The sequence below is a fragment of the Fictibacillus phosphorivorans genome (assembly GCF_007673525.1).
GTDB classification, from domain to species: domain Bacteria; phylum Bacillota; class Bacilli; order Bacillales; family Fictibacillaceae; genus Fictibacillus; species Fictibacillus phosphorivorans_C.
The window spans coordinates 919,577-932,029 of sequence record NZ_VDZU01000001.1; the positions used below are offsets into that span (position 1 = coordinate 919,577).

The following is a 12,453-nucleotide window of genomic DNA, read 5'->3' on the forward strand; positions in this document are numbered from 1 at the left end:
ATTTACCAATCGGAGGGGAAATAATGAAGTCGTTTGAAGAGAAGTTGGATCAATACGCTGAATTAGTGATAAAGGTTGGATTAGGTTTAAAAGAAGGGCAAAGGTTGCTTATCAGTTCGCCAATTGAAACGGCAGAATTTACGCGCAAGGTAACGAAGCATGCCTATGAGAACGGTTGTAAACGAGTGATGGTGGATTGGACGGATACACAAACAAGCCGCATTCACCTAACGCTTGCTGCAGAAGAAGTTCTTCAAAATGATTTGCCGTCTTGGGAGATTGACAAATATAACAGTCTTGTGGAAAATCATGATTGCTTTTTGATGATTACAGGAAATGATCCGAATGCTTATAAAGGTGTTCCTTCTGAGCGCATGATGTTCGTTCAAAAAAATCGTGGTGAGAAACTTCAAGCTTTCTCGGCAGGACAATTAAGAGGAGATATGCACTGGGCAATTGCGGGTGCACCTACTGTTGGCTGGGCTAAGAGCGTTTTCCCAGACAAAAATGATGAAGAAGCGGTAGATGCATTATGGGAAGCGATCTTCAAAACTGTTCGAGTTGATCAGAATGATCCGGTAGCAGCATGGGACGATCATGTGAAAACGTTGACAGATAAAGTGAACTATTTAAACGAACAGCAGTTCAAAACGCTGCATTATAAATCAAAATGTACCGATTTAAGCATCGATCTTCACCCAGATCACACGTGGATCGGTGGAGGTCACCATTCAACATTCGGAACTTACTATATCCCGAACTTGCCAACGGAAGAAGTTTTCACAACACCAAGAAAATATGGTGTAAACGGTAAAGTTTCAAGCTCTAAGCCACTTTCAGCGATGGGGAATATCATCAATAATTTCAGCTTAACGTTTAAAGACGGAAAAGTGATAGATTTCACTGCTGAGGAAGGATACGACACGTTGAAACAACTGCTTAGCATTGATGATGGAATGGGATATTTAGGTGAAGTGGCATTAGTTCCTCACGATTCACCGATCTCAAACTCAGGCATCACCTTTAATAACACGTTGTATGATGAAAATGCTTCATGCCATCTAGCGATCGGAACATCCATTACGATGTCAGTGAAGGATGCAGGCAATCTTTCACCAGAGCAGATGGAAGAAAAAGAAATCAACTTCAGCCGCGGCCATACTGATTTTATGATCGGTTCTGCAGATCTTGAAATTGAGGCTGAATATGAGGATGGTAAACGCATTCCGTTATTCACAAACGGAAATTGGGCGATATAAATTTTAAAGACTCCACGCTGTTGGGGTCTTTTTTTTGTTCATGGAATCTTTGGCAGCCTATGAAAGTAGTTGATTTCCGTTTCAGGTGCTTCGCTTTCCGGGGGGTGTGCGGTGAGCCACCTCGGTGCTTTGCACCCCTAGGTGTCTCACCTGTCACACTGATCCCCCAGGAGTCTCACACCTTACACTACAATCAACTTGGCAATGATGCTTAAGAAGATAAATCACAAATAGCAATTAGTTTGGGACTTATGAAAGATAAGAGGAATGGCTGGTGCGAGCTATTTTTTAAAAAGAGAATAGGACAAACCTCTTCATGGAAAAATAACGAAAATGAAGGAGGTTTGTTTATGAAAAAGATAGTCGCGCTTTTAGCGGCGTTTACGATTGTACTAAGCGGATGCGGCAACTCTAACAACATGAAAGAAAGCGAAGCCGCTCCAAAGAACATGAGTAACGAAACGCGAAATAGCCCAAGGTTAGAACAGATTAATTCACCACAGAAAAAACAAGTGGACATCTCAAAAGCGGAAACGAATCATGGTAAAACGAAGATTGAGACTTTAGGGTTCTTAGAGCCGATCGAAGCAAAACAATCAATTAAAGATGTACAAGAATCCGTAAACGATCTAACTTACGTAGCGTTTTTTAGTTACCAAGTAAATAAAGATGGATCACTCAAGCCGATTAAAGATTATGCGGCACTTCAAGAAGTGAAGAAATCTAAAGCAATGCCGATGATGGTGTTAACTAACTTTATAGACGGAAACTTCTCGCCAGAGATCGCACACAATATCTTTACAGATAAAACAGCTTCAAAAACACTGATCGGAAGCGTTATTAGTACGATGAAGCAAAAAGGATATAAAGCGCTAAATATTGATTTTGAACATATTAAAGAAAAAGATCGAGAGCTTTACAACGGCTTTTTAGAAACGATCATCCCACAAGTTCAAAAAGAAGGATTTAAAGTTTCAACTGCATTGGCACCAAAAACAAGTGACGAACAAAAAGGACCGTGGCATGGAGCACATGACTATAAACGTCATGGAGAGCTAGCAGACTTTGTTGTTCTTATGACATATGAGTGGGGTTGGTCTGGAGGACCTCCTATGGCTGTTGCACCAATACCTCAAGTAGAGAAAGTAGTGAAGTATGCAACATCTGTCATCCCTCCTGAAAAAATCGTGATGGGTGCTCCCCTATACGGATACGATTGGACACTTCCTTATAAAAAAGGAAATAAATTCGCAAAACGCGTCGCACCGGCAGAAGCACACGATTTGGCATTAAAAGAAGATGCGACTGTAAAATACGATAACGAGTCTCAAGCACCGTTTTTTAATTACAAAGATGACAACGGAAAAGAGCATGTTGTCTGGTTTGAGAACGAACAAAGTGCAGAAGCAAAGAATCAGCTCGTGAAGAAATACAAATTAAGAGGTCTTGCTTATTGGGTACTTGGTGAACCGTTCCCAGAAAACTGGACACTACTTAGAGACCAATTTAAGATTGTTCATAAATAAAGACAAAAAGGATTAAGCATTTTTGGTGCTTAATCCTTTTGCCTGTAAAATTTATAAAGCAGCAGACAAACATTTTTCAACAACAACACCTCTCCGGTCAGGAAAAACCGTCTCAAAGTGGTACTGAGGAAACAGAACAGAAAGCTGTTCTGTGATACCTGCTGCCTTTTGATGAGGAGTGAAACAGACGATGGATGGACCTGATCCACTTATAGCTGCACCATAAGCGCCGAGATCGATCGCTTTTTCCTTAAGTTCAGCATATAGGGGAACCCATTTTGAACGAAACGGCTCGTGAAACAGATCCCGATTCATCATATCCGCTGCTTTCTTCCAATCATTCTTCATTAAAGCGGCTACAAGAACATTGCTGATCGCACTGCCTTCAACCGCTTTGTTGAACGGAAGAAGATTTGGCAGAGAACCCCTTGATTGTTTCGTATGAAGAACTCCATCTGGAATGGCGACGATCATCTCAACTGCCACATCAGGAACATGGACCGTTTCGACCACTTGTCCATTGTAAAAACTGATTGTGAGTCCTCCAAAGATGGCAGGAATCACATTATCAGGATGTTCTTCTAGTGAACTTGCAAGAAGTGATTTGGATTCTCTAGAAAGTTCAAGGTCTAAAAGGATGTTTGCGAGTTCAATACCTGCAACGATCGCTGATGCAGAACTTCCCATTCCTTTTGATGTTGGAAAGGTACTAACCACATCTAGCTGACACGGAGGCAGTTTTTTTCGAAATGAATCTGCGGTAAAATAAGCAGCCTGCATGATTAAGTTGTTTTCATCTTTATTGAATGCCTGAAGTTCTTCTCCGTGAAAGGTTGTTTTTCGTGGAGCGAACGGCTGAACGTGAACGGTTAAGTATCTGTTTAGAGCAAGCCCTACTGAATCAAAGCCTGGACCGAGATTGGCTGTACTTGCTGGAACATGAATAGAAAAAGGTTCTGCTTTCATTTATACAACACATCCTTTTAGCTGTTGACGTAGTAAATCAAAATCATTTGGAATCACGATGGGCTCTTGTTTCACTGTTTTTAGCGCGATATTAGGATCTTTGAGACCATTGCCTGTTAGAATGGCCACAACGGTAGCGCCGTTTGGAAGTACTCCTTGTCTGTGTTGTTTATACAATCCAGCAATTGTACTGCATGAAGCAGGTTCGGCGAAAACACCTTCTTTTGAAGCGAGCATCTGATACGATTCTAAGATTTCTTCATCAGTAACTGAATCAATCACTCCTCCTGATTCTTCTAATGCAGATGAAGCTAACTTCCAGCTGGCAGGATTCCCGATTCGAATGGCCGTTGCAATCGTTTCAGGATTCTTTACAACGGATCCATTTACGATTGGAGCTGCACCGGCAGCTTGAAATCCATGAATGCGAGGGAGGCCGGAGGATTTAACTGCATCATATTCTTTGAACCCTTTCCAATAAGCACTGATGTTACCAGCGTTTCCAACGGGTATAGCTAGAATGTCAGGTGCTCCGTCAAGCGCATCAACTAATTCGAAAGCCGCTGTTTTTTGTCCTTCCAGACGATATGGATTTACAGAGTTAACGAGGGTGAAGTCTTCTTCTTCACTCATTTTCTGTACCATCTGGAGAGCTTCGTCAAAATTTCCTTCTATCGCAAAAATTTCAGCTCCATACATTTTTGCTTGAGCCAGTTTTCCTTGAGCGATCTTACCATCAGGAATGACGACGATACATCGGAGGCCAGCTCTTGCGCCATACGCGGCAGCTGCGGCAGAAGTATTTCCTGTAGAAGCACAGATGATCGCTCTGCTGCCTTCTTCTTTCGCTTTAGCCACAGCCATGACCATCCCTCTGTCTTTAAAAGAGCCTGTAGGATTTGCTCCTTCGTACTTCGCATAGAGGTTGATGCCCCATTCCTTCGAAAGATGTGTAAGTGGAATAAGTGGAGTATGCCCTTCGTTTAACGATAGAAGGGGAGTAGACTCATTGACCGGCAAATATTCTTTATATCGATGTAAAAGTCCTTTCCAATGCATGTTAAGCTCCCTCCACACGATAGTGACTTTTGATTTCTTGAACCACTTCAGAGTCCCGAAGCAGGTTGTAGACGTGACTATCTTGCTGCTTGTTCGTTCCGTGCGTCACGATTACAATTTCTGCGACCCCTTTATGATCTACAGGGCTTTGAATTAACTTTTCAAGGGAGATGTCATGAAGTGCAAACAGAGAAGTGATAGAAGAGAAAGCACCTGCCTCATCTTTCACGTACAACCGGTAAAAGAATTTTCCGTCGATCTCATTCGGTTGTTTTAATTGTTTATCAAATTGTGGAGCAACCACGCTTTTACCATTAACACCAAGCCGCATGTTCTTCACCACAGCTACTAAATCTGAAACAACTGACGTAGCCGTCGGGAGCTGCCCTGCACCTGGTCCAAAGAACATGGTTTCACCAACAGACTCACCGTACACATATACTGCATTGTATTCATTGTGAACACTTGCTAACGGATGGGAGTCAGGCAGAAGAGTAGGCTCAACACTGATCTCCACTTTTCCGTTATCCTTTTTTGCGTTTCCGATCAATTTCAGTGTATAACCGAACTGACGCGCATATTCAAGATCCTCTTGTGTAACCTTTGAAATACCCGACACGGTTACATCATCCAAATGGATATGCATAGAGAAGCCGAGTGTTGAGAGAATTGCCATTTTCCTCGCTGCATCGATGCCTTCTACATCTGATGTAGGGTCCGCTTCTGCGTATCCAAGATCTTGTGCTTCTTTTAATACTTCTTCATAATTGCGCTGTTGTTTATCCATTTTTGTAAGAATGTAGTTCGTTGTTCCGTTGACGATTCCCATCATCTTCGTAATTTTGTCTGAAGCCAACCCATCAACGAGTGAACGAATAATAGGGATACCTCCTGCAACACTTGCCTCATAAAAAAGGTCACATTCATTTTCATGTGCTACTTGTAAAAGCTCTGCACCGTGGAGCGCCATCAAATCTTTGTTTGCCGTGATTACATGCTTCTTATTTTGAAGAGCAAGTGTGATATATTCTCGCGCGAGTTCAATACCGCCCATCACTTCAATAACAACCTGTATATTTGGATTTTGAATAACATCTTCCGGGTGCTGTGTTAACCATTCATTGTTAATGGAGACGAGACGTTCTTTCTCTACATTCTGAACAAGTATCTTTTCAATAAAAACAGGGCATCCAACTCGGTGCTGCAATTCTTCGCGATTTCCTTCGATCATTCTAACAACACCACTGCCGACAGTTCCTAATCCTAAAAGTCCTACTGAAACGTGAGTAACCATTTTATCCGCCCCTTTGTTTTTGTGGAAAATACACTTGTTTGTTTGATATGGACATTTTACATGGAGTTAGAACATCACACAACAGTGTTTTTTGTAAAGATTTAGATAGCGCTTACATTAACAGGAACTCTTTAGTCTTTTTTATAGAGTAATAGGATGATCTCGGATATGATAGGAACAGGACTGTAAAAAAAGGGGAGCGCTTCTTATGGCTTATGAGTTAGAAGAAACAATTAAGGACACACTCAATTGTTTAGAAGAGAATATCTTTTATATAGATCAAGACTTCCATATTTCATGGATGAATAATAGCAGCAAAAAGTTAATAGAAATGATGAAGACTTACCTTAATATAGAATCTGCCGAAGACATTCTAGGTTTACATATTAGAAGTTTTCATAAAAGCTCTTTTCAAGAAGAGCTGATGAAAAAAGGTGAGTTTCCAATCGATATGCAGATTGTTCTCTTTAATCGGTTTGTTGCAAGATTAATCGTGAAAGAACTAATCGTGCAGAATCAGAAACGGGGTTATCTGTTAACGTGGAAAGATATCACAGAGCGCGAACAGGAAAGAGAAAGAACAAAAGAAATTCTGAATGAGCTAGCAACACCAATCCTTCAAACAGTTGCAGAACATACGCTGTTAGTGCCCCTGATTGGTGAACTTACCCTTGAAAGACTTGAAACGTTGACTACAAAGCTATTGAAAGAATGTTTAAACAATGAAGCAGATTACGTGATAATAGACTTTTCAGGCGTTACTACCCTTACAGATTCTGAACTTGGGATCGAGATTCAAAAGCTTACAGATGCGATAAAATTGATGGGAGCAGATGTATTGTACTGCGGTTTTCCGAAAGAAATGGTCAAAAATATGGTCTCTTTTGGAGTACATACGAATCAACTTTCATTTGTCTCTTTTCGCAATGCTATTCGTTATGTTGTTTCAGAACTTCAAGAATAAAGAAGCAGCCGTTTAGTGGAGGGCTCTGAAAAAGTCCCTAATTAGAAGATTTGGGGCGGTGGTCTCCGCTCCAGGGTACATGCTTTCCGCGGGGCGGGCGGTGAGCCCCCTGCCGCTTTGCGCCTTTAGTGGTCTCACCTGTCCCACTCGTCCTAGCCGTAGTCAGTACCCTTCCTCTCCAATCACTACATGTTTGCAAATTAAATTCAAAGTCCTTGTATGGCACTTTATGATTTGATTGTGCCTCGCAATGAATGAACTAGTAGACTTTTCGTTTATCTATGATGAAAAACTGGACAAATGTTGTCATGACAACGGCAGGAATGCCATTTAGTCACGGGTATGATGTGGCATCATCATAGGGTCTAGAGAATCACGAAGTTAATTAAATAAAAAAGTTAAGGCAAGGTAAAAAGGAAACACCGGTGAAAATCTACCGATGTTTCTGTAGCTTCGTTTAGTGCGGCTGCTTTGTCTTTTTAATATTCTTAATCGCCTCTTTATAGGAAAGTGGACTTAACTTCTCTGTATGAACGAACTCCCATACCCAATCGGCATCTGTGTACGCATACTCTCTTAAAGCCCATCCAATTCCTTTTCGGATAAAGAAATCTTCATCGTACTTTGTATCTCTAATGATTTGTGCTAGAAGCTCTTTATCGGTCTTGTCTTTATATCCGAGTTGAAATAAAATTGCCGAACGCATAAGCCAGATATTTTTGGATTGAATCCAACGTTTCGTAACGTGTTGAATCTCTTCTGGAAACTTCATCAAATAATAACCCGCGATATGTTTAGCGATATGATCAACCGTATCCCACCAGCTTTTATTCACGATGGTATACTCGATCCATTCTATATCCTCTTTTGTCATCTGCTTCTTTAATTTATCAACTATTGTAAACGTAGCATACTGCATCTCTCGTTCCGGTCTAGACCAAGCTTCTTTTATCAATGACGGTAATTCCTCTTTTGAAGGCAATCCATTTACTTTTAAGAATTCCTTCATGCTTTGTTTCAAAATGGGAGAACGAATACCGAAGAATTCGAACTGATCGCGCATATACTTTTTCATTGGCTCTGCATCATCTTGATTAGCTTGTCTGTTTAAAAACTGCCACAACTTCTCTTCATACATGGGATTCCACTCCTTTTAACAAAATTATACAAAAAAATGTTAACTAACTGAAACTTTTTTCTGAAACATCCGTAAATATCTATATAAAACCAATATTGGAAATTAATTATTGTCGACAGAATTTTACAATCTTTTTTGTTTCACTTTGTTAAGGTTATATCAAATTCGACAAAAGGGTGTGGTGATTTATCGTTTTGTAATAAAAAAGTATATGAAGACAGGAGAGAAGACTATGGAACTATTCGGATATCCGTTGTCTACGATCTATTTAGGAAGCTTTATTGTTTTTGGGTGCATCACTTTTGTATACATCCTATTTGGTGACATGCTTGATGCTGCTATGGACCTTTTGCATCCATCGCTCATCTTATCCTTTTTAACAATTGGGACGGCTTCGGGGTATTTGTTAGAAATCATGACGGAAATTAACAGCTGGTTCATCATGGTTTTCAGTAGTTTACTTTCGTTGTTGCTCGTGACTTTATTAAACGTTTTCGTCTTGATGCCGATCCGGTCTTCAGAAGAATCTTTAGCTTATCGAGATGAAGATCTAAAAGGAAGAGTGGGGACCGTACTTACTTCTGTTCCGACGGATGGATTTGGCGAAATCTTAATCGAAGGCATCAGCGGAAGGATATCGAAATCAGCTATAAGCATGGATAACAAACCAATCTCTCAAGGAGAAAAGGTGTTGATCATCGACATCCAAAAAGGTGTTGTATCCGTGATGCGTTATGAGCAAGTGGAACAAACATATATTCATTAAACTGGAGGGGTTATTATGAGTTTTTCACCGTTGTTTATCGTTATCGGGGTTGCCGTATTCTTAGTCGTTGCTCTTATTAGTGTTTTTATTACAAAGTATAGAACGGCGAGTCCAGATGAAGCATTGATCGTAACGGGAAGCTTCTTAGGAAGCAAGAACGTAAATATCGATGAAGCAGGTAATCGTATCAAAATCGTTCGTGGAGGCGGTACGTTCGTACTTCCTGTTTTTCAACAGGCAAAGCCGCTTAGTTTATTAACGAGTAAGTTAGATGTACAAACACCAGAAGTATATACAGAGCAAGGTGTTCCCGTTATGGCTGATGGAACAGCGATCATTAAAGTAGGAAGCTCAATAGGTGAGATCGCGACTGCGGCCGAGCAGTTCCTAGGAAAGTTGAAGGAAGATCGTGAGAATGAAGCACGTGAAGTTCTTGAAGGTCATTTACGATCTATTTTAGGATCGATGACAGTTGAAGAAATCTACAAGAATCGTGAAAAATTCTCACAGGAAGTTCAACGTGTAGCTTCTCAAGATCTAGCTAAAATGGGATTGATCATCGTATCGTTTACGATCAAAGATCTGCGTGATAAGAATGGATACCTAGATTCTCTTGGTAAGCCGCGTATCGCACAGATTAAGCGTGACGCTGACATGGCGATGGCAGAAGCTGAAAAAGAAACGCGTATCAAACGTGCTGAAGCAGATAAAGAAGCAAAGCAGTCTGAGTTAGGCCGCGCTACAGAAGTAGCAGAAGCTGAAAAGATGAATCAGTTGAAAGTTGCTGAGTTCCGCCGTGAACAAGATGTTGCCAAAGCTCGTGCTGACCAGGCATACCATCTAGAAGAAGCGATCGCAAAACAGCAAGTTACTGAACAACAGATGCAGATTAAGATCATCGAGCGTCAAAAGCAGATCGAGCTTGAAGAAAAAGAGATTCTGCGTCGTGAAAAGCAATACGACTCAGAAGTTAAAAAGAAAGCGGACGCAGATCGTTATGCGGTTGAACAGTCAGCGGAAGCCGATAAGCGTAAGCAAGTGGCTGAAGCAGATGCTCATAAGTATCGTGTAGAAGCCATGGCAAAAGCCGAAGCTGAGAAGGTACGCCTAGACGGACTTTCAAGAGCTGAGGCGGAACGTGCAAAAGGGGAATCCGAAGCAGATGTTATCCGCTTGAAAGGTCTTGCTGAAGCCGAAGCGAAACAAAAGATCGCAGAAGCGTTCGAGTTATATGGTCAGGCTGCGATGATGGATATGATGATTAAGATGCTTCCGGAATACGCGAAGCAAGTAGCTGCACCACTTTCCAACATTGATAAAATTACAGTCGTAGATACAGGCGGCGGTGAGAACGGTGGAGCAAACCGCATCACAGGTTATGCGACAAACTTGATGTCCACACTTCAAGAATCTTTGAAAGCTTCATCCGGCATTGATGTAAAAGAACTGTTGGAAAATTTCTCTGGAAAAGGGAATGTTCGCAATAGCATCGACGACCTTCGCATCGAATTTGCTAAAAAAGAACCAAATGCAGTAGCAACAAAGGAAAAAGCAGAAGTAAAAGCTTCAAAGGGAGAATAAATAAAAAAAGCTTACTCTCGGCGGGATGGTTAGCCCTGTTAGAGTAAGCTTTTTTGTAAATTTGGTTGCATTGCTTGATTGAAAGCTCGTTCAGCAGCATGAAATGCATGCTGAACAAGCGCCATACGAAAAATACGAGCGCCTACCCAAAATATTAACTCAGGTCAGGGCTTAATCCTTATTCATCCGAGCTTCGACAGCCTCTAGCTTTCCGGCCATCGTGGATTTTTTATCACGGCGGTCATCAATGCGAATGTTTGTGGCAACTCGCTGAATGCCTTTTGAGAATGGAACCTCGTGAAGCTGTTGGATTACATGAAAGAGATCAGGAAGTTCTCCTTCAATTAGTGTGCTCATCGGAGTAAGCTGGTAATTTACCTTATCTTCGTTTTGCTTAAGAACTTTTTGAATTTCAGCTACATATTCACTAACACTTGGAGTCTCAGTACCGATTGGAATGATCGTAATATCTACAATAGCCATGTATAGAACACCTCAACTTTTTTCTTTATTGTAGCAAACGCCACCATAATGACAAACAAAAGGATGATACATATGGAAATACAGAATGCGAGAGAGACTGATTTTCATAATATTATAGAATTAGATAAAAAAATGATAGGGAGTGATCATCGAAAAGAAGAAATCGTTCAGGCGATAAAAGAGGAAAGATGTTTGATCATGTATCAGGAAGATAAAATCGTTGCATTTCTTATCTATCACACTCATTTTTTTGACTGCTGTTTTATATCGCTCATCATGGTTGACCCTTTTTATCAGAGAAAAGGACTGGCCAGTAGTTTGTTAACGCACATGAGTAAGATTTCACCCACAAACAAACTATTCTCATCAACAAATGAATCCAATGAGTCTATGAAAAAGACCTTTATCAAGAATCAATTTAAGAAGAGTGGTTTTGTCGATAACTTAGACGAAGGAGATCCGGAAATTATTTATTTTAAAGAATGTTACTGAGTATGTATCAACATGCCAGAAAGGAAGAAAAAAAGATGGTGAAACTAAAGAGAATAGATCATGCGATCGATGAACTTTTTACATATAGAAAAATTGGAACAGATCCAGCGTTCAGTCGGTTTATTCCAATGGTTTACGACCCAATCCATTATGATTGGCGCGATGAGTTTGAACCCGAATTTACAAAACTGTTCAATGGACTCATGCTTAGAGGAGATGAAGAGGTCAATCGTGTATTTTCGGCTGTGTTTCCTACAGAAGAAGTATTAGAAAGACCAATTGTTATGGAATGCGGAGATCCCAAAGGGAAATGGGGAAGAGGCTTTATGCCGATACCTCCACATTTTATCGAACAGATGAAGACAAAGCGTTTATCAGTGTTTACGCTTCATGTACCCCTCGATTATTCGCGCGAAATCAGCACGAGTGATGCATGGAGAGAAGCTCTAAACGCAAAAGTGATTGGAGAGCTGTTGAAGGATGATAACGGAGCTTGTGGCATTCTTTGTGAAATAGCTCCAACTTCCACAGAAAACTTGATTCATCGTTCTACTGAAATGTTCGGAATCCCTTATGCAGATGTGCATGGTCCTTTCCATAACCACATAACGAAAATTGCGATTGTAGCCGGGTGCGGTGATAAAGTAGAAGCGATGATCGAAGCGGAAAGGATGGGAGCAGAAGCTTATTTAACAGGAGAGGTACACTGTCACATTGATAATGATTACGGTAAAAAGAAGTATGAACAGATGAAAAGCTATATCGCTCAAACAACAATGAGCTTAATCGGAGTATCGCATTCTGCTTCCGAATATTTAGTGCACAGCACACAGTTAAAATCTTGGTTTGAAGAGAAGATTCAATTGCCTGTAACACTTTTGCCACAGAGTAAATGGTGGGTATGAATCAAACAAAACAATAGAGA

At 40.8% G+C, this 12,453-nt stretch carries 12 protein-coding genes; 7 read left to right on the forward strand and 5 right to left on the reverse strand.

From position 1 onward, the window contains the following. The first annotated feature begins 23 nt into the window (after window positions 1–23). Both FS458_RS04350 and FS458_RS04355 read left to right on the forward strand, forming a co-directional pair. Window positions 24–1,259 (forward strand): aminopeptidase, encoded by a 1,236-nt coding sequence (locus tag FS458_RS04350; RefSeq protein WP_186320441.1) that lies wholly within the window; start codon window positions 24–26, stop codon window positions 1,257–1,259. 350 nt (window positions 1,260–1,609) lie between these two features. After that, the gene (locus FS458_RS04355; RefSeq protein WP_144698160.1) at window positions 1,610–2,785 is read left to right on the forward strand and encodes a glycosyl hydrolase family 18 protein; all 1,176 of its coding nucleotides are present in this window, start codon (window positions 1,610–1,612) and stop codon (window positions 2,783–2,785) included. A 51-nt stretch (window positions 2,786–2,836) separates the two neighbouring features. Here the strand turns inward: FS458_RS04355 and thrB are convergent, their stop codons facing one another. From thrB to FS458_RS04370, 3 genes are read right to left on the reverse strand one after another with little or no spacing between them, the layout of a single operon-like run. Beyond that, window positions 2,837–3,751, reverse strand: coding sequence for a homoserine kinase (thrB, locus tag FS458_RS04360; protein WP_144698163.1), 915 nt, complete (start codon window positions 3,749–3,751; stop codon window positions 2,837–2,839). Continuing rightward, window positions 3,752–4,810, reverse strand: coding sequence for a threonine synthase (gene thrC, locus FS458_RS04365; RefSeq protein WP_144698165.1), 1,059 nt, complete (start codon window positions 4,808–4,810; stop codon window positions 3,752–3,754). Window position 4,811: 1 nt separating this feature from the next. Beyond that, window positions 4,812–6,104, reverse strand: a complete 1,293-nt coding sequence (locus FS458_RS04370) for a homoserine dehydrogenase (RefSeq protein ID WP_144698167.1) — start codon at window positions 6,102–6,104, stop codon at window positions 4,812–4,814. A 208-nt stretch (window positions 6,105–6,312) separates the two neighbouring features. Here FS458_RS04370 and FS458_RS04375 point away from each other — a divergent pair, with 208 nt between their 5' ends. Next, the gene (locus FS458_RS04375) at window positions 6,313–7,068 is read left to right on the forward strand and encodes a hypothetical protein (protein WP_144698169.1); all 756 of its coding nucleotides are present in this window, start codon (window positions 6,313–6,315) and stop codon (window positions 7,066–7,068) included. A gap of 457 nt (window positions 7,069–7,525) precedes the next feature. On the opposite strand, the gene FS458_RS04380 is transcribed toward FS458_RS04375, so the two are convergent. Continuing rightward, window positions 7,526–8,206, reverse strand: coding sequence for a DNA alkylation repair protein (locus FS458_RS04380; RefSeq protein ID WP_144698171.1), 681 nt, complete (start codon window positions 8,204–8,206; stop codon window positions 7,526–7,528). A gap of 232 nt (window positions 8,207–8,438) precedes the next feature. On the opposite strand from FS458_RS04380, the gene FS458_RS04385 reads away from it, so the two are divergent. Together FS458_RS04385 and FS458_RS04390 are read left to right on the forward strand one after the other, a co-directional pair. Further along, the gene (locus FS458_RS04385; protein ID WP_144698173.1) at window positions 8,439–8,972 is read left to right on the forward strand and encodes an NfeD family protein; all 534 of its coding nucleotides are present in this window, start codon (window positions 8,439–8,441) and stop codon (window positions 8,970–8,972) included. A 15-nt stretch (window positions 8,973–8,987) separates the two neighbouring features. Continuing rightward, window positions 8,988–10,553: a flotillin family protein gene (locus tag FS458_RS04390; RefSeq protein ID WP_144698175.1), complete on the forward strand. Its 1,566-nt coding sequence runs from the start codon at window positions 8,988–8,990 to the stop codon at window positions 10,551–10,553. A 171-nt stretch (window positions 10,554–10,724) separates the two neighbouring features. Here the strand turns inward: FS458_RS04390 and FS458_RS04395 are convergent, their stop codons facing one another. Next, entirely contained in the window at window positions 10,725–11,036 is a 312-nt protein-coding gene (locus tag FS458_RS04395) for an MTH1187 family thiamine-binding protein (RefSeq protein ID WP_144698177.1), read from the reverse strand. 72 nt (window positions 11,037–11,108) lie between these two features. Here FS458_RS04395 and FS458_RS04400 point away from each other — a divergent pair, with 72 nt between their 5' ends. Next, window positions 11,109–11,528 (forward strand): GNAT family N-acetyltransferase, encoded by a 420-nt coding sequence (locus tag FS458_RS04400; protein WP_260858366.1) that lies wholly within the window; start codon window positions 11,109–11,111, stop codon window positions 11,526–11,528. Window positions 11,529–11,563: 35 nt separating this feature from the next. Further along, the gene (locus FS458_RS04405; protein ID WP_144698181.1) at window positions 11,564–12,433 is read left to right on the forward strand and encodes a Nif3-like dinuclear metal center hexameric protein; all 870 of its coding nucleotides are present in this window, start codon (window positions 11,564–11,566) and stop codon (window positions 12,431–12,433) included. Window positions 12,434–12,453: the final 20 nt, after the last annotated feature.